This window comes from Rhodoplanes sp. Z2-YC6860 (assembly GCF_001579845.1).
GTDB lineage: Bacteria > Pseudomonadota > Alphaproteobacteria > Rhizobiales > Xanthobacteraceae > Z2-YC6860.
In genome coordinates, this window is record NZ_CP007440.1 from 2,773,774 (window position 1) to 2,791,356 (window position 17,583).

Sequence of the window (17,583 nt, forward strand, 5' to 3'; positions counted from 1 at the left end):
GGCACGCCAAAAGTCACCCGAAAGGCAGCAAAAAGCCGGGCGGATGCAGCGCACCCGCCCGGCTTGCCTGGTTCAGAATCAGCGTGCGGCCTGCTGGCCGTCGATCAGCGGCGTGATGCGGCGCACCGCGACGCGGCGGTTGGCTTCCTCAGGTCCCGGGCTGTTGATCTTGAGGAACTGCGCACCGTAGCCCTGCGTCACGAGGTTCTCCGGCGGCACGTTGAACTGCTCGGTGAGCGCCACCGCAACAGACTCGGCTCGGCGGTCGGACAGCGAGAGATTGTCCTCCGGCGCGCCGGTCGCGTCGGTGTAGCCCTCGACCATGAACACCTCGCGCGGATTGCGCTGCAGCGCCCGGTTGATGCCGTCGGCGATCACCGAGAGCTTGTCGATCTGGTCGGGGCCAAGCTGCCAGGAGCTGGTCTCGAACGTGACGTCGAGGTCAACCCGGGGCATGCGGTCGCGCAGCGGCGCGCTGAAGCGGACCTGGTCGAGCGTGTAGCGCTCGGCGAGCGGCTCGATCGGCGGTGCCATGAACACGCCGTAGATGTCGTCCGGCCGCGCGCGGCCCATCTCGACGATGTAGCGCTCGCGCGGGATGCGGATCACCGGCTCCGGCAGCTGCACGAACATATTGACCGGACGCGTGCCGACGAAGCTGTTGTCGATGATCACGATCTCGCGCCCGCTCGGATCGCGGCGGACGCGGCGGAGCAACTGTCCGTTCGGATCGGTGATGTTGACGATGTTATAGCCACCGTTCCGCTGGACGATCGTCTCGGTGTTGCCGCCACGCTGCTCGGTGCGGACGTTCGCTGCGTTGATCACGAAGCGGTTGGTCTCGCTGTGGCGGATGATGGTGGTGTTGTTCTCGCGGATGATCGTGCGATCACCCTCACGGATGAAGGTGCGGTCGCCCTCGCGGACCTCCTGACGGTTTTTGCGGATGTCGTCGATCCTCGGCGCCGGTCCTCCCTGGGCATCGCGGCGGATGAACTCACGCGCATCACGCGGTTGCGTGGGCGTCGCGATCGCGGCTGGATTGCGCTGGAGCACTGCCGCAGGAACCTGCTGCTGCGCGGGCTGTTGCGCGGTCGGCCTGGCATTGCCCGGCGGCTGCTGCGCGGCGGCGGGCACCTGCGGTTGCGGTTGTTGCGCAGTCGGAGCCTGCGGCGGCTGGCCAGGGCGACGCTGATCTCGGCGTTCGTCTCGGCGTTCCTGCACCGTCGGCGCGGGCGTGCCTTGCGGCTGCTGAGCGGTGGCCGGTGCTTGAGGTTGCGGCCGCTGCGCGGCGGGAGGCACCTGCGGATGCTGCTGTTGTTGGGCAGCTGGAGCTTGGGGGGCGGGCTGCTGCGCGGCGGGAGCTTGCTGCGGCGGCTGGCCTGGGCGGCGCTGATCGCGGCGTTCCTGCGCCGTCGGCGCGGGAGTGCCTTGCGGCTGTTGGGCGGCGGCGGGCGCTTGCGGCTGCGGTCGCTGCGCGGCGGGAGGCGTCGCTGGCCGCGGTTGCTGTGCAGCCGGTGCCTGCGGAGGCGGGCCCGGCCGGCGCTGTTCACGCTGCTCCTGCGCGGCCGGTGCGGGAGGCCGTTGCGGCTGCTGAGCTGTTGGAGGCGCAGCGGGGTGCGGCTGTTGCGCCGCCGGCGGTTGCGGATGGGGCGGGGCCGCAGGTGCCGCCGGCCGCTGTTGCGGTGGGCGCTGCGGTGGCTTGCCGCGCTCTTCGGGCTTCTGCGGACTTTCAGCGGCCTGCGCAACGACGATCGCGTCGCTTCGGTTCTGCCCGGTCCCTGCGAAAGACGCATGCGGCAACGCCGTCATCGTGGCCAGCGCGGTCCCGGCGAGGACGCGCGACAGACCGTGCGGGCGGATGCGAGAGATCATTCGTGGATGCTCCTGATGAATCTTCAGCGGAATTTACGTGACCGATTGCAACGATTCTGTGTTCGGTCAAAGACGCAAGTGCGACAGCGTGTGTGCGGCGCAAAGCGCCGAACTTCGAAAACAGCAGAGCGTCGAAATTGGTTCCGGGATTTGCTGAAAATATCCATCGGGCGGCCGATTTCTGAACGCGCCTTTATCACGGCTTCTTCGCACTCAGGTTGTCGGATTTTTCCTGACGTCGCTTATTGAAGCACGATCTTGCGCACCAGCGCGCGGGCGGTGCCTTGCGCTTCGGCGATCACGCGAAGCGTGTTCGAATCGAACTCGATGCCGATCAGCCGCAGGTCCTTGACCGAGGCTTCGACCTCGACACCATCGATCGGTTCCTGGAAATCTTTGATCGCACTCTCGATGCTCTTCTTGGCGTTCTCGGACAGCGGCTTGAGGTCGACCACGGCATTGTCGGCAAGCGACTTCTGCAGATAAGGGATCGCGGCGCGCGCCGCGGCGCCGAGGATGCCGAATGCAGCGTCCGACTTCACGTCGAGCGAAATGTCAGTGAGCCGCATCATCTGCTTTTCGGTGTCGAGCACCGGCTTGCCCCAGACATGGACGGTTGCTTCGGCGCCGAGGCCGAACCAGCTCTTGGTCTCTTTCGCTTTCACGCGCAGCGAGATGAGGAGACGATCGCCGGAGGCCGCCATGCTCGAACCCAGAACCGTGACCTGGCCCGGCGAATTGCCGCTCTCCGGAAAGGTCCTGCCCTTGAGCTGTGCTTCCATGATGCGATTGAGCTCGGTGAACGGCACGTCGATCGGCACAGCGATCTTGACGTCGCCCTGATCGAGCTGCTGCACGAAGTCGAGTTGCGCCGGGAATGGGCATTCGGGCTTGGTCGCTGCAGGCACGATACGCGTCTCGGCCTGCACGCCGAGCGTGAGGATCACCCAGTCCTGCATGATGCGCGGCTGGGCCGCAAACGCCTTGGTCGGCCGCACCTCCAGCCACAGCGCCGGCGCGTTGGCCGAGGCCTGGCCGAGCGGGATCGAGCGGCACATCTGCGTCCATTCCTTGCGCGCCGCGGTCTCGAGGGTGCGGTCACTGCGCAGCCGGCCCGAAAGGTTGCCGATCTGCTCGCGGACGGTCTGGTCGAGCAGCGGCTTCACCTGATCGGAAACGTTGAGCTTGATGCCGGCGATCTGCATGCCGCCGTCGCCGATCGAGACGCTGCCGGAGAGATTGGGCTCGATCCGCCAGTTCGACTGCAACTGCGGCCGCGATGTCACGAACACGTTGCCGCGGATGTCGGCGCGCTGGTCGAGCATGCGGCCAGTGAGCTGGCCCATATTGCGGCCGAGGCTGTCACCGAGAAGGCCGCCGATCGCGCCCGCGATGTTGCCGCCCTGGTTCGAGAGCTGACCGGTGACGCGAAGCGAACCGTTGAGCGTGGTCGAGATGTTGAGCGAGCCGTTGGTGCCTGTCACCGCGATCGGTCCGCGCGCGATGTTCCAGCCGATGTCGGCTTTGCCCAGGAGATCGGCAAGCGGATTGTCGTTCTTGCCGTTGAGGCCACGCGGCGCATTGGCCTCCATGATGTCGCGCAAGGCAAGATTGGCGACGGCGACAGGCGCGGTGATCACGGAGGTTCGCGTGACCGGCGCCAACGGATGCAGTTGCACGAGTGCGGGCCGGCTCTCCTGCATCGGGTCGGCAGGGAAGAAGGTGTTGAGCGCCCACAGCGTGCCGGTGAAAAACACGGCAATGATCACCGCGCCGAGCAGGATCGCGCGCAACGACAGTCCGAAGGGAAGCTTTCTGGTCATCGGTTACGAATGTTACTGGGCCTCTGGCTCGGACGCCAGCGATACAACCGCGAGGCGTTCCCCGACAACCGCATGCGGGCCCTGCCACAATTGACCGGGCCGGATATGGGCGGTTTCATAGCCGCGCGTGCGGCCTGCGGATGTTTACTGCTTGCCCATCCGATGCAGCTTCACCGCCGCATAGACCGCATCGCTCGCGGGTGTCGGCACGCCGAGCTCGCGTCCGAGCGCCACCACTTTGCCGGTCAGCCAGTCGAGCTCCAGGCGGTTGCCGGCTTCGAGATCGTGGAACATCGAGGCCTTCATGCCGGGCGGTGCGTTTTCCGAAAAAGTCATGCGGTCGTCGACCCAGCTCGATGGCACCTTGGCACCGGCCTTCTGGCCGACTGCGAGGCACTCTTCCATCAGCTTGCGATAGAAAGCGCGCGTGTCAGGGTCGCCGAGGATCTTGCCGATCGGCTCGCGTGTCATGCAGTTCGCGCCGGCCATCGAGGAGAGGAAGATGAACTTCTGCCAGCGCTCGCGGTTCATGTCGTCCTGCGGCTGGATGTCGATGTTGGCGGCCTTCGCGGCCTCGACGAAGGCCGCGAGCTTCGGATCGGGCGTGCCCTCCATGCGGCCGCAGCGAATGGTGGCGAACTTCGAGGTGTGCTTCATCACGCCGGGGCCGCCGAGCACGGCCGCGATATAGGCGGTGCCGGGAACGGTCTGCTCCTTGCCGAGCACCCCCGAGACGCGCTCGTAGCTGTCGACGCCGTTCTGCAAGGTGATGACGCGCGTGTTGGGACCGACCAATGGCTTGGCCAGTTCGGCCGCGATCTCGGTGTCCCAGAGTTTGACCGCAAACAGCACGATGTCGACGACGCCCACGTCCTTCGGATTGTCGGTGGCGTTGACCTTCGGCACATGCAGATCGCCGTGAACGCTTTCCAGTTTCAAGCCGTCCTTGCGCAATGCTTCGAGATGGGCCCGGCGCGCGATGAAGAACACGTCGTGGCCCGCGGCTGCGAGCCGTCCGCCGAAGTAAGAGCCGACCGCGCCGGCGGCCATCGCTGCGATACGCATATTGCTTCCTCCCGATTGCGCGGCACCATACGGCTTGCGTCGACCGCAAAGCAAATGGGCGAGGCCATTGGCCTCGCCCATCCGTCAGACATAAAGAGTGGATCAGTATATTCGCGAAGCCGACGCGCCGCCGAATCGGGACTGAGTGACTGGCGTGCGCACGTTCATCGGGACAGGACGCGGCTCGGCGCTCGCGACCGGCTCCGCGCGATGGCCGCGATCCGGCAGCACAACCACCTTGCTGCCGACCGTCACGCGGTTGAATAGGTCGGTCACGTCCTCGTTGGTCAGACGGATGCAGCCCGACGAAACGCGCTGGCCGATGGTGTCCGGCGCATTGGTGCCGTGAATGCGGTAGAGGGAATTGCCGAGATACATCGCGCGTGCGCCGAGCGGATTACCCGGACCGCCGGCCATCATGCGCGGCAGGTAAGGCTGGCGCGCGATCATCTCCGCCGGCGGATGCCAGTCCGGCCATTCCTGCTTGCGGGCGATGGTTTGCGTGCCCGACCAGGTGAAGCCCTCTCGGCCGACGCCGATGCCGTAGCGGATCGCGCGGCCGCCGCCGAGCACGTAGTAGAGATAGGTGTGCGGCGTATCGATGATGATCGTGCCGGGCTGCTCATTGGTGTTGTAGGCGACCATCTGACGGCGGAAGCGCTCCGGGACGGCGCGCGGCTGTGCGACGTCGTCATCCGGTACGCCCTCCGGCACGGCCTGCTCGGACTCAGGCATCACGTCCTGAAAGAACGAGTTGGGCGGATAGCTCTGAGGATCGTTCCAGGCCAGCGGCTGAGCCGTGGCGCTAGCACTGCAAAGGATGACTGCGGCCAACGCCGGAATGGCGCGGCGCAATTGTGCGGCAGGACTCATTGTACCCTCCCTCCGCTCACACGATGATTGCTGGCCCAATAACTGCGGAGCCCCGATGTGGTTCCCGGCAAAAGTGGGTGTTCGCAGCCGGTCGGCAATCGCCTTCAAGGACAAGTGATGAAAATCCAGAGGTATTGGCGCCGGTTGCCCGAGGACAGCCGCTGCCAAAAATCATCGTAGGCCGCGGGCACATTGAAATTGGTTCGTGCTGCAACCGGTACGCTTCTCTGGCCGCTTGGACTGCTTCAGGACGCGACCGGTGCGGCCGCTGCCTGATCCTTGGGGAAAGGCCGGAACGTCATGGCGATCAGCACGGCGCCGATGCCCATGCCCCATGACATGACATAGAGCCACGTGTAGCTCGCGAAGGTGTCGTAGATCAGGCCTCCGGCGAGCGGACCGGTCGCCATGCCGAGGCTGCCCGCCATCGCGGTGCCGCCGATGACCGTTCCCATCATTCGCAGCGGGAAGTTCTCGCGCGCGATCGCGGCGTAGAGCGGCATGGTGCCGGCATAGATGAATCCGAACACTGCGGCCGCCGCGTAGAACACGCTGAGATCGCGCGCCATGACGAAGCCGAGCGCGCCGAAGGCCTGGCACAGGAGGCCAAACACGAGCATCCGCTTCGCGCCAAAGCGATCACCGAGAATGCCGAAGGCGATGCGGCCGCCCATGCCGGCAAACCCTTCGACGCTGTAGATCGTGACCGCGGCAATCAGCGGAATGCCACAGCTCACGGCGTAGCTCACGGTGTGGAAGATCGGGCCGGAATGCGTGGCGCAGCAGAAGAAGTTGGTCGCCAGCAGGGTGATGAACTGGGGCGATTTCACCGCCTGCGCCAAGGTCATTGCCGACTGCGGCTCGCCTTCGATCGTGGCCGCGGCCTTGCGGTCGGCCAAGGCGGGTGGGCGGCGAACGAGCAATGCCGTCGGGATCATCACGACGGCGGCGATGCCGGCGATGATGAGCATGGAGGTTCTCCAGGGGTGGGTGGAGATGATCCATGCGGCGAGAGGCGACATCGTCATCGGCGCCAGCCCCATGCCGGCCGACACGAGCGAAACCGCGAGGCTGCGGTGCGTATCGAACCAGCCGGTGACGCAGGCCATCATCGGCGCGAAGATCGCCGCTATCGAGCCTCCAACGATCAGGCCGAAGACGAGTTGGAACCAGATCAGCGATGTCGCCTGGCTCGCCAGGGCGATGCCCGCTGCAATCAGCACCGCTCCGATCAGCACCACAGGACGCGTGCCGATGCGGTCGGCCAGCGTGCCCCAGGCGATGCTGCCAACGGCCATCGCGATGAATGCCATTGTCATCGCGCTCGAGATGCCGGCGACCGACCATCCGGTGTCGTGCGAAATCGGCAGCAGGAAAACCGGAAGCGAGAACATCGAGCCGATCGCCACGCAGCTGATCAAGCCGCCGGCGGCGACGATGACCCAACGGTATCGTTCATTGCTCATGGCACGTCTCATGCTGCAATTGCGGTTTCAACCAGCCAGCAACTTCGAACATAAAAGTGCGAGCACGAAAGTCAACCGATTGGTTAAGTAATCAGTCCGCATAAAACGGCCAGCGGAGCTGCACCGAAAGCGCGCATCCTAAGCGCCGGTCATGGCGTCTGGGATTGAATCGGTCGAAGCGTAGTAAGGCTTGATATCGAGGAGCGGGGTACCGTCGATGCAATCGAGCGCGATGACCTCGAGCTTGGTGCCGTCGACCTTCACGAGTTTCACCACGCTCATTGCGATCGGATTGGGCCGCACCGGCGAGCGCAGCGCAAAGGTGCCGCGGCCCTTGCCGAGATGGCCCGGCACCTGGACCACAAGGTCGCGCCGCGCCTTGTCCATCCAGTACAGCACCACGAGATGACTGCAGCGCTCGATGTCGAGAAGGCCGGCCGCAAAGCGCGGATCGAGTTCGAGGGTGCAGACCGCGCCGGTCTCGCGGGCCGCACGGGCGTTCTTCGGGCAGTCCTTGCGGGTCTTCCAGGGGGTCCGGATCCGGCCGATGAAATAGACCGAGGCGTCGGAGTGATCGGGCAGGGCAATGACGACCTCACCCTCGCGCAGGTCGTTCGGCTTGGAATCGAGGATGGAACTCATCGGTATTCCGACAGATGTTGCGGATCGCCTCTTTATAGGCACGGCGGGGGAGCAGTTCACCTGGGCTGCTCACCCGGGGCTGCGCGGCGGAGACTGGAACTTGATTTTGCCGGTTTCAACGTATAAAGATATCTTTATATGGTGGGATACTTCCCATGACCCAGGCTGGCCATCTGCGATTCGACGCCCTCAACGCCGCTCTGAAAGCGGCGGGTGAGGACACGCGCCTGCGCGTCCTGGTGCTCTTGTCCGAGGCCGAACTGACGGTTTCCGACCTCACTCAGATATTGCGGCAGTCCCAGCCCCGCATCTCGCGACACCTCAAGCTGCTGGTCGAGGCCGGCCTGATCGAGCGCTTCCGCGAGGGCGCCTGGGCGTTCTTCCGGCTGGCCGAGCAGGGCGGCGGCGCCGAACTGGCGCGGATGCTGATCGCGCGGCTCGATCCGAAAGACCCGATCATCGACCGCGACCGCGACCGGCTGTCGGCGGTCCGTGCCGCACGCGCCGCCGCCGCGCAGGATTACTTCCGGGCCCACGCCGCCGAATGGGATCGCATCCGCAAGCTCCACGTGCCGGATGAAGCAGTGGAGCAGGCGATCTGCGATGCACTTGCCGACCGGCCGTTCCGCTCGCTGCTTGATCTCGGCACGGGCACCGGCCGCATCCTCGAAATGTTCGGGGGGCAGCTCGAACGCGGCCTCGGCATCGATCTGTCGCTCGACATGCTGCTCCTTGCACGCGCGCGCATCGAGCGGGCGGGCTTGCGCCATTGCAGCGTGCGGCAGGGCGACATCTACGATCTAGCGGTGCCGGCAGGCTCTTTCGAGGTCGTCATCATCCACCAGGTGCTGCACTTCCTCGACGACGGCGCCCGCGCGATCCGCGAGGCCGCACGCGTGCTCGCGCCGTCAGGCCGGCTCCTGGTGATCGACTTCGCGCCGCACGATCTGGAATTCCTGCGCGAGGAGCACGCGCATCGCCGTCTGGGCTTTGCGCCTGAGACCGTGGCGCAATGGATGAGCGCGGCCGGTCTCGACATGACCATGCATCGCAGCCTTGCGCCGGAGCCCGGCTCCGACGGCAAGGTCGCGGTCTCGCTCTGGCTCGCGCGCGATCCGCGCGTTCAGTTGGCCAACAGCAATGTACGAGAGGTGGCGTGATGGCTGCGCCGATCCGGGTTTCGTTCGAGTTCTTTCCGCCCAAGTCCGAGGAGATGGAGAAGAGCCTCTGGGAGGCGATCGGTCGTCTCGCGCCGCTCAGCCCGAACTTCGTCTCGGTGACGTATGGGGCAGGCGGCTCGACGCGCGAGCGCACCCATTCGACCGTGAAGCGCATCGTCAACGAGACGGCGCTGACGCCGGCCGCGCATCTGACCTGTGTCGCCGCGACCAAGGATGAAATCGACAACGTGATCCAGGCCTATCGCGATGCAGGCGTGCGCCACATCGTGGCGTTGCGCGGCGATCCGACCAGCGGCATCGGCGCCAAATACGCGCCGCATCCGGGTGGCTATCAGCACGCGGCCGATCTCGTATCCGGCATCAAGCGGATCGCCGACCTCGAAGTGTCGGTTTCGGCCTACCCAGAAAAGCATCCGGACAGCCCGAGCGTGCAGGCCGACATCGACATGCTGCAGGCCAAGGTCGATGCCGGCGCGACACGAGCGATGACTCAATTTTTCTTCGAGAACGACCGCTATTTCGATTATCTCGACAAGGTGCGGGCGCGCGGCATCGACATCCCGATCGTGCCGGGCATCCTGCCGGTGCAGAACTTCAAGCAGATGAAAAGCTTTGCCGAGCGCTGCGGCACGAGCGTGCCGCGCTGGCTCGCCGAGCGCTTCGACGGCCTCGACGATGATGTCGCGACCCGCAAGCTGATCGCCGCGGCCGTCGCCGCCGAACAGGTGCTCGATCTCGTCGACCGCGGCGTCACCGATTTTCATTTTTACACCATGAACCGCGCCGATCTTGTGTACGCGATCTGTCATCTGCTGGGGCTGCGGCCTGCTCGGGCGGAAGTGCCGCTTTCTTCCCTCTCCCAGGGGGCGAGGGTGCCCGCGCGAAGCGCGGGCGGGTGAGGGTGTACGGTGCCAATTGTATCCACAGTTCGACGACTGAGGCGCGATCAAACCGACGCCGAGCGTAAGCTTTGGTTCCGGTTGCGCGACCGCCGTTTGAATGGTTTGAAATTTCGCAGGCAGGTCACAATCGGTCACTACATCGCGGACTTCTGCTGCGAGTCTGCGCGTTTAATCCTTGAACTCGATGGCGGCCAGCATGCCACGCAACAAGATCGGGATGCTGAGAGGACTGCTGCTCTCGAAGCGCAAGGCTATCTTGTCCTTCGCTTTTGGAACAACGACGTACTCCAGAACATGGACGGCGTTCTGGAAAGCATTCTGAACACATTGAGACCTGTTCCCCCTCCCCCTCACCCTAGCCCTCTCCCCGAAGGGGAGAGGGAACAGACCTGAGCAAGTGGCTCGTGCAATGACCAAGTTATCCGCTGGTAAGACTCGCAAGCTGATCCAGTCGCTCGCATCCGAGCGCATCCTGGTGCTCGATGGCGCCATGGGCACCATGATCCAGTCGCTGGGGCTGGATGAGGAAGGCTATCGCGGTGCGCGTTTTGACGCGTGGAATCGCGAGGTGCGCGGCAACAACGATCTGCTCAATCTGACGCGGCCGAGTTCGATTCGCGACATTCACTACGCTTATTACAAGGCCGGCGCCGATATCGTCTCGACCAACACGTTTTCGTCGACCACGATCGCGCAGGCCGACTACGGCATGTCGGATATCAGCTACGAGCTGAACGTCGAGGGCGCGCGGCTCGCACGTGAGGCCGCGACGAAGGCGGCCGAAGAAGACGGCAGGCCGCGCTTCGTCGCTGGCGCGCTTGGTCCGACCAACCGCACCGCTTCGATCTCGCCGGACGTCGCCAATCCGGGCTATCGAGCGGTGACGTTCGATGATCTGCGCAAGGCCTATGGCGAGCAGGTGCGGGGCTTGCTCTCGGGCGGCGCCGATGTCCTGCTGATCGAGACCATCTTCGATACGCTCAACGCCAAGGCCGCGATCTTCGCCATCATGGACGAATGCGCGACGCGCGGCATCGACGTGCCGGTGATGATTTCAGGCACCATCACCGACCGCTCCGGGCGCCTGCTGTCCGGCCAGACGCCGGAAGCGTTCTGGAACGCGGTGCGGCACGCGGCTCCGCTTTCGGTCGGATTGAACTGCGCGCTCGGCGCCGAGGAGATGCGCGCGCATATCGCCGACATGTCGCGGGTCTGCGACACGCTGATCTGCGCCTATCCGAATGCCGGCCTGCCGAACGAGTTCGGGCACTATCACGAAACGCCGGACGACATGGCGCGCAATCTCGGCGAGTTTGCCGCAACCGGCTTGATCAACATCGTCGGCGGCTGCTGCGGCACCACGCCGGAGCACATCAGCGCCATTGCCGAAGCGGTGCGCAAGAGCCCGCCGCGCAAGGTGCCGGAGGCGAAGCCGTTCCTGCGGTTGTCGGGCCTCGAGCCCTTTACGCTCACGCCGGAAATTCCGTTCGTGAACGTCGGCGAGCGCACCAACGTCACCGGCTCGGCGAAATTCCGGAAGCTCATCACGGCCGGCGACTACACCGCGGCGCTGGCGGTGGCGCGCGACCAGGTCGAGAACGGAGCCCAGATCATCGACGTCAACATGGACGAGGGCCTGCTCGACTCCGCGGAGGCGATGAAGACCTTCCTCAATCTGATCGCCGCGGAGCCCGACATCGCCCGCGTGCCCGTGATGGTCGACTCGTCGAAGTTCTCGGTGATCGAGACCGGCCTGAAATGCATCCAGGGCAAGCCGGTGGTGAACTCGATCTCGCTGAAAGAGGGCGAGGCGGAGTTCATCAAGCATGCCGAGCGCGTGCGCCGCTACGGCGCGGCCGTGGTGGTGATGGCCTTCGATGAGCAGGGCCAGGCCGACACCATGGAGCGCAAGGTCGCGATCTGCGGCCGCGCCTACAACATCCTGGTCAACGAGGTCGGCTTCCCGCCGCAGGACATCATCTTCGATCCGAACATCTTCGCGATCGCGACCGGCATGGAGGAGCACAACGGCTACGGCGTGGCCTTCATCGAGGGCACGCGGCGCATCCGCCAGACCTGCGCCTGCAGCCACGTGTCGGGCGGCGTGTCGAATCTGTCGTTTGCGTTCCGCGGCAACGAGCCGGTGCGCGAGGCCATGCACTCGGTGTTCCTCTATCACGCCATCAAGGCCGGCATGGACATGGGCATCGTCAACGCCGGCCAGATGGCGGTCTATGACGATCTCGATCCGGAGCTTCGCGAGACCTGCGAGGACGTTGTGCTCAACCGGCGGCCCGACGCGGCCGAGCGGCTGCTGGCGATCGCCGGCCGTTTCCGCGGCGCCGCCGGCAAGGAGAAGGAGCAGGCCGATCTCGCCTGGCGCGAATGGCCGGTCGAGAAGCGGCTGTCGCACGCGCTGGTGCACGGCATCACCGACTTCATCGATCAGGACACCGAGGAGGCGCGGCTTGTCGCCGACCGGCCGCTGTCGGTGATCGAGGGCCCGCTGATGGCCGGCATGAACGTGGTCGGCGACCTGTTCGGCTCGGGCAAGATGTTCCTGCCGCAGGTGGTGAAGTCGGCGCGCGTCATGAAGCAGGCGGTCGCGCATCTGATGCCGTTCATGGAAAAGGAAAAGGCCGAACGCGGCGGCACCGGCCGGAGTTCCGCGGGCAAGATTCTGATGGCGACCGTGAAGGGCGACGTCCACGACATCGGCAAGAACATCGTCGGTGTCGTGCTCCAGTGTAACAACTACGAGGTGATCGACCTCGGCGTCATGGTGCCGGCCGCGAAGATCCTCGAGACCGCCAAGAAAGAGAATTGCGACATCATCGGCCTGTCCGGGCTGATCACGCCGTCGCTCGACGAGATGTGTCATGTCGCGGCCGAGATGGAGCGGCAAAACTTTGACCTGCCGCTCCTGATCGGCGGCGCCACCACGAGCCGCGTGCACACCGCGGTGAAGGTGCATCCGAACTACCGCCGCGGCCAGGCCGTCTATGTCACGGACGCGAGCCGTGCGGTGGGCGTCGCCGGCGCGCTGATGGGCCGCGACAGCCGTCCGAAATATGTCGGCGAGGTGCGCGAGGAATACGCCCGCATCGCGACGACCCATGCGCGGGCTCAGGAGGACAAGCAGCGGCTCACGCTCGCGGCCGCGCGCGGCAACGCCTTCAAGCCGGACTGGGGCGCGTTCAAGGCGGTGAAGCCGCAGTTCCTCGGCACGCGCGTGATCGAGGACTATTCGATCGAGGAGCTGATCGCCACGATCGACTGGTCGCCGTTCTTCTCGACCTGGGAGCTCGCCGGCAAGTTCCCGGCGATCCTCGACGACAAGATCGTCGGCGCGGCGGCGCGTCCGCTTTTCGACGACGCGCAGAAGATGCTGAAGGAGATCGTCGACAAGCGCTGGTTCAAGGCCGCCGCCGTGCTGGGCTTCTGGCCGGCCAATGGCGCCGGCGACGACATCACGGTGTTCGCCGACGAGACGCGCGGCGCGCCGCTCGCGACGCTGCACACGCTGCGCCAGCAGCTCACGCGCCGTGAAGGCCGGGCCAATGTGGCGCTGGCCGATTTCGTCGCGCCGAAGGGCCACGAGGACTATGTCGGCGGCTTCATCGTCACAGCCGGCATCGGCGAGGATGCGGTCGCCGACCGTTTCAAGAACGCCAACGACGACTACTCGTCGATCATGGTCAAGGCGCTGGCCGATCGGCTCGCCGAATCCTTCGCCGAGCGGCTGCACCAGCGGGTGCGCACCGAATTCTGGGGGTACGCTGCGGACGAGGCGCTGAGCAATGCCGATCTGATCGCCGAGAAGTACCGCGGCATCCGGCCTGCGCCGGGCTATCCGGCGCAGCCCGATCACACCGAGAAGGGCACGCTGTTCGAGCTGCTCGACGGCGAGCGGATCGGGGTGAAGCTCACCGAGAGCTTTGCGATGTGGCCGGGCGCGTCGGTCTCAGGGCTCTACTTCGGCCACCCCGACAGTCACTACTTCGGTGTCGGCAAGATCGAGCGCGATCAGGTCGAGGACTACGCCAAGCGGAAGGGCTGGAGCCTTACCGAGGCCGAGCGCTGGCTTGCGCCGGTCCTCAACTACAATCCGAACGCCGTGGCTCGCGACGCCGCGGCCTGACCCAAAATAAGACAGCCGCTTAAGAGGTCTCGCAAAACGAAACACCGGAGGGTGAAGCCCTCCGGTGTGCACCTTATGCCGCTTTATTACGGATTGGTCTTGAGCGAACCGTCCGACCTCAACTCAGAACATGATCAGGATGGCGCCGACGAAAGCGATCGCTGCGCAAACGGCGAGCACGTTCAGTCGCAAAGCCAAGTCCACCATCGACCTCCTCGGTTGAACTGGGAGTGAGTCTACCCAGGCGCCCAGCGGGCTCCAAATGACAAACATACTGCATTGCAGTACCGTTCCGAGCGGTCCGAAATAGGATCAAGTATCTGAAGTTGAATATGTATTCATCCGTGGCATAGCGAATAATCTGCGGCTATGCCGCTCGCGTCAGAATAGGGTCAGGAATAATACAACCTGCCTGGAGTATCGGGCTACGCGGGCTGGCTGCGTCGGGCGATCGCCGACTCGACAAACGAAGCCGCCTCGAGCGTCGCCCGGTCAGCACCGAACCGGCCGATCACCTGGATGCCGAGCGGCAGTCCATTGTTATCGGTGAGGCCCGGCACGTTCACGCAGGGCGTGCCCATCAGGGTCCAGAGCCGGTTGAAGGTCGAGTTGCCCGTCGAGGTCAGTCCCTTGGGCGGCGCGCCGGGCGCTGACGGCGACAGGATCACGTCGAAGTCGGTCATCAGGTCGTTGATGGCCTTGCGGGCCTGATGCGAGGTGCGCCGGGCATCGTCATAGGCCTCGGCCGTGACCTTCATGCCCTGTTCGATCAGTTCGCGGGTGCCCTTGCCGATCGGATCGATCGCATTCTTGCCCGTGCCTTTGAGCTCATTGGCGCGGTCGTATTCGGCGGCGAGCGAGCGTGCGGCCTCGTAACTGTGAATGGTGCCATGCGCCCGGAATGCGGCCGCGAGCACCGGCGGCAGCAGCACATCCTTGACGCGGGCCATGGCCGAGGAGGCGGCCCGCGCCGCCGCATCGAGCGCGGCTGCCATTTCGTCCGACGCTGCCGGCCACGGTTGATGTCGCAGCACGCCGATCCGTGGCGTCACCGGTGTGCGCTGATCGATGCGCAGATCGCGCTCGCCCATCACCGCCGCCGCAAAGGCCACGTCGGCGACCGAGGCTCCGAACAAGCCCGCAGTGTCGAGATGCCAGGACACGCATTTCATGCCGATCGTCGGCAGCATCCGGTAGGACGGCTTGTAACCCGCAACGCCGCAGTAGCTCGCGGGCCGGATCACCGAGCCGCCGGTCTGGCTGCCGGTCGCAATCGGGATGAAGCCCGCCGCGACCGCCGCGGCGGAGCCCGACGACGAGCCGCCCGGCGTGTAAGCGAGATTGTGCGGGTTGCGAGTCTTGCCCGGATCGGAATGGGCGAATTCGGTGGTGACGGTCTTGCCAAGAATGATGCCGCCGAAGCGCCGCGTCAGCGCCACCAGCGATGCATCGGCTTTCGGCTTGTAGTTGGCATAGAGCTTCGAGCCGTACTCGGTCGGCATGTCGGAGGTGTCGAAGATGTCTTTCAGCGCCACCGGAATGCCGCGCAGCGGTTTGCTCGTCAGCGTCTCGGACTGCGCGACCTTGCGGGCGCCGTCGAGATCGAGCGTGACGAAAGCGCCGACTTCGGCCTCACGCTTGGCGATGGCCTCGGCGCAGATCTCCAGCATCCGCGCGGGTGTCAGTTCGCCGCTTTCGACGCGGCGGGCGAAGTCGAGTGCGGAGAGCATCAGGCGGTGCCGTCGATCAGGCTCACGACCCGCGTCGTGACGCGTCGTGCGGCTGGCATGAAGAAATAACCGGTGACGGCCGCGATCGGCCAGCCGATCAGGTAGGCCTTGATCCACTGGAATAGAAAATCGTGCCGCAGGCCGATGTTGAGGAGAGTGGCAACCAGCGTGACCATCAGAACCATGACCGACGTCATGGTGGTCACCAGGATAAACCGCGCCTTGCCGTCCATCAGAGTTCCCCCGAGGCGCAATCTGCCCCGCCGATGGAGGTTTTCACCCGAAAAGCTTCCGCGGATCAAGGCCGCGTCAACCGATCGTTCACCATGATCTTTCCGGCATCGCTAATGGGTCCTTAAGGGAATTGCTCACATTGTCGGCCCATGTCGCGTGGCGTGAGTTGGATTCTTGCTGGCAGCATCATTCTGGTCGCGCTTGCGGGCTGCGGCCGGAGTTTTTTCAGCTACGAGCAGCGCGCCCCCTGGCGCAAGGAAGCCGAGCTCGCCTGCCTGAACTCCGGAACCGTGCGCGAAGGCCCGGGCGTCGTCCGCATCTCGCCGATCGACGGACCCGGCATGTGCGGCGCGGATTTCCCGCTCAAGATCTCGGCGCTCGGAGAAAGCTCTGCGATGGGCTATCTCGACGAGGCGGTACGGCCGCCCGGTGCGATCCCCGGTGCACCGCAAGCCGCGCAACCGCGCTGGCCGATCTCGCGGCAGTCTTACGACGCCCAGCCATCGCCGCCGGGCGCGCCGATGTCGATCGAAGCGCCGGGCAGCGCGCAGCAGGGCGGCTATCAGCAGCTCGGCGCGCCGCCTTCGAACTTGCGCGCGCCATCGGACTGGCAGCGCGTGCAGCCCGGCTATCAGCAGCAGCCCTCATACAATCCGCCGCCGCAGCAGACCTACAGCCAGCCGCAATACCGTCAGGCGCCGCCGCCTCCGCCGGAGGCCGAAGAGGAACTGCCCGACTACGCGCAGCCCGGCGCGCCGCCGACCGTGCGGTCGCAGCCGTCGCGTCCACTCCCGCCGCTTGGTCCGCCACGGCCGCAGCAGGTCGCGGCTTCGCAACCGGTTGAGGTGAAGCCTGCCGCAACGCTCGCATGTCCGATCGTGTCAGCGCTTGATCACTGGATCGCGAATTCGGTGCAGCCCGCGGCCAACAAATGGTTTCGCCAGCCGGTCGCCGAGATCAAGCAGATCTCCGCCTATTCGTGCCGCGGCATGAATGGCCAGCCGGGCGCGAAGATCTCGGAGCACGCCTTCGGCAACGCGCTCGACGTTGCGGCCTTCGTGCTCGCCGACGGCCGGCGCATCACCGTCAAGGACGGCTGGAAAGGCTCGCCGGAAGAGCAGGGCTTTCTGCGCGATGTGCAGGGCGCGGCGTGCGATCAGTTCACCACCGTGCTGGCGCCGGGCTCCAACGCCTTCCACTATGACCACATCCATGTCGATCTGATGCGGCGCGCGAGCGGCCGGCGCATCTGCCAGCCGGGCGCGGTCGACGGCGATGTCGTGGCAGCGCGGGCGCGGCAGAATCCCGTGTACGCATCGCGGCGTGTGTACGAGGCGCCTCCGACACGGCGCTACGATCCGCCGACCGATCAGGCCAGCGATCCGTTCGCCTGGCGTGGCGATCGCCGCGATCCAGGTGTCACCGGCTCGGTTGCGCGGCATCCGGCGCCGAACAACCCGGCTGCGGATGATAACGACTGGGTCGAGGAGCCGGGCCCGCGGCCCGCGATCGACTGGACCGCCAAGCGGCACCAGGTCAACTAGCGGCGTCAACGAGCGGGGCTGGCCGGCTTCATCGGTCATCCGTCCGCCGTTTCATGAAAAATGTATCGCCTGTATCGGTCGCCTGAACCCGGCGGGCCGTCCGGACG

The 17,583-nt window shown here is 65.5% G+C and carries 13 protein-coding genes; 5 read left to right on the top strand and 8 right to left on the bottom strand.

The genetic code is table 11. From position 1 onward, the window contains the following. Positions 1 to 78: 78 nt before the first annotated feature. The 6 genes from RHPLAN_RS40120 to tsaA form a co-directional block, all read right to left on the bottom strand. On the bottom strand, positions 79 to 1,137 hold the full coding sequence (locus tag RHPLAN_RS40120; RefSeq protein WP_198164901.1) for an OmpA family protein: 1,059 nt from the start codon (positions 1,135 to 1,137) through the stop codon (positions 79 to 81). 980 nt (positions 1,138 to 2,117) lie between these two features. Then, positions 2,118 to 3,698, bottom strand: a complete 1,581-nt coding sequence (locus RHPLAN_RS12845; RefSeq protein WP_068018233.1) for a DUF4403 family protein — start codon at positions 3,696 to 3,698, stop codon at positions 2,118 to 2,120. Positions 3,699 to 3,842: 144 nt separating this feature from the next. Next, the gene (locus tag RHPLAN_RS12850; RefSeq protein WP_068018235.1) at positions 3,843 to 4,763 is read right to left on the bottom strand and encodes a ketopantoate reductase family protein; all 921 of its coding nucleotides are present in this window, start codon (positions 4,761 to 4,763) and stop codon (positions 3,843 to 3,845) included. 102 nt (positions 4,764 to 4,865) lie between these two features. After that, entirely contained in the window at positions 4,866 to 5,636 is a 771-nt protein-coding gene (locus RHPLAN_RS12855) for a L,D-transpeptidase (RefSeq protein WP_068018237.1), read from the bottom strand. A 245-nt stretch (positions 5,637 to 5,881) separates the two neighbouring features. Next, positions 5,882 to 7,102, bottom strand: a complete 1,221-nt coding sequence (locus RHPLAN_RS12860) for an MFS transporter (RefSeq protein ID WP_068018238.1) — start codon at positions 7,100 to 7,102, stop codon at positions 5,882 to 5,884. Positions 7,103 to 7,240: 138 nt separating this feature from the next. Next, the gene (gene tsaA, locus RHPLAN_RS12865) at positions 7,241 to 7,744 is read right to left on the bottom strand and encodes a tRNA (N6-threonylcarbamoyladenosine(37)-N6)-methyltransferase TrmO (RefSeq protein ID WP_068018241.1); all 504 of its coding nucleotides are present in this window, start codon (positions 7,742 to 7,744) and stop codon (positions 7,241 to 7,243) included. 155 nt (positions 7,745 to 7,899) lie between these two features. Between tsaA and RHPLAN_RS12870 the strand changes: the two genes are divergently transcribed. From RHPLAN_RS12870 to metH, 4 genes are read left to right on the top strand one after another with little or no spacing between them, the layout of a single operon-like run. Further along, positions 7,900 to 8,904, top strand: coding sequence for an ArsR/SmtB family transcription factor (locus RHPLAN_RS12870; protein ID WP_068018243.1), 1,005 nt, complete (start codon positions 7,900 to 7,902; stop codon positions 8,902 to 8,904). Further along, positions 8,904 to 9,824 (top strand): methylenetetrahydrofolate reductase [NAD(P)H], encoded by a 921-nt coding sequence (gene metF, locus RHPLAN_RS12875; RefSeq protein WP_068018246.1) that lies wholly within the window; start codon positions 8,904 to 8,906, stop codon positions 9,822 to 9,824. Before RHPLAN_RS12870 ends, metF begins: the two co-directional genes overlap by 1 nt. A gap of 9 nt (positions 9,825 to 9,833) precedes the next feature. Next, positions 9,834 to 10,220 carry an endonuclease domain-containing protein gene (locus RHPLAN_RS38370; RefSeq protein ID WP_084244815.1) on the top strand — a complete coding sequence of 129 codons (387 nt, stop codon included), beginning with the start codon at positions 9,834 to 9,836 and terminating at the stop codon, positions 10,218 to 10,220. A 16-nt stretch (positions 10,221 to 10,236) separates the two neighbouring features. Continuing rightward, the gene (gene metH / locus RHPLAN_RS12885) at positions 10,237 to 13,968 is read left to right on the top strand and encodes a methionine synthase (RefSeq protein WP_068018253.1); all 3,732 of its coding nucleotides are present in this window, start codon (positions 10,237 to 10,239) and stop codon (positions 13,966 to 13,968) included. A 425-nt stretch (positions 13,969 to 14,393) separates the two neighbouring features. Here the strand turns inward: metH and RHPLAN_RS12890 are convergent, their stop codons facing one another. Together RHPLAN_RS12890 and RHPLAN_RS12895 are read right to left on the bottom strand one after the other, a co-directional pair. Further along, positions 14,394 to 15,698, bottom strand: coding sequence for an amidase (locus RHPLAN_RS12890; RefSeq protein ID WP_068018261.1), 1,305 nt, complete (start codon positions 15,696 to 15,698; stop codon positions 14,394 to 14,396). Next, positions 15,698 to 15,931 (bottom strand): DUF2798 domain-containing protein, encoded by a 234-nt coding sequence (locus RHPLAN_RS12895; protein WP_068018262.1) that lies wholly within the window; start codon positions 15,929 to 15,931, stop codon positions 15,698 to 15,700. The genes RHPLAN_RS12890 and RHPLAN_RS12895 overlap by 1 nt, the downstream gene beginning before the upstream one ends. Before the next feature lie 150 nt (positions 15,932 to 16,081). On the opposite strand from RHPLAN_RS12895, the gene RHPLAN_RS12900 reads away from it, so the two are divergent. Then, the gene (locus RHPLAN_RS12900; protein ID WP_084244817.1) at positions 16,082 to 17,476 is read left to right on the top strand and encodes an extensin-like domain-containing protein; all 1,395 of its coding nucleotides are present in this window, start codon (positions 16,082 to 16,084) and stop codon (positions 17,474 to 17,476) included. Positions 17,477 to 17,583: the final 107 nt, after the last annotated feature.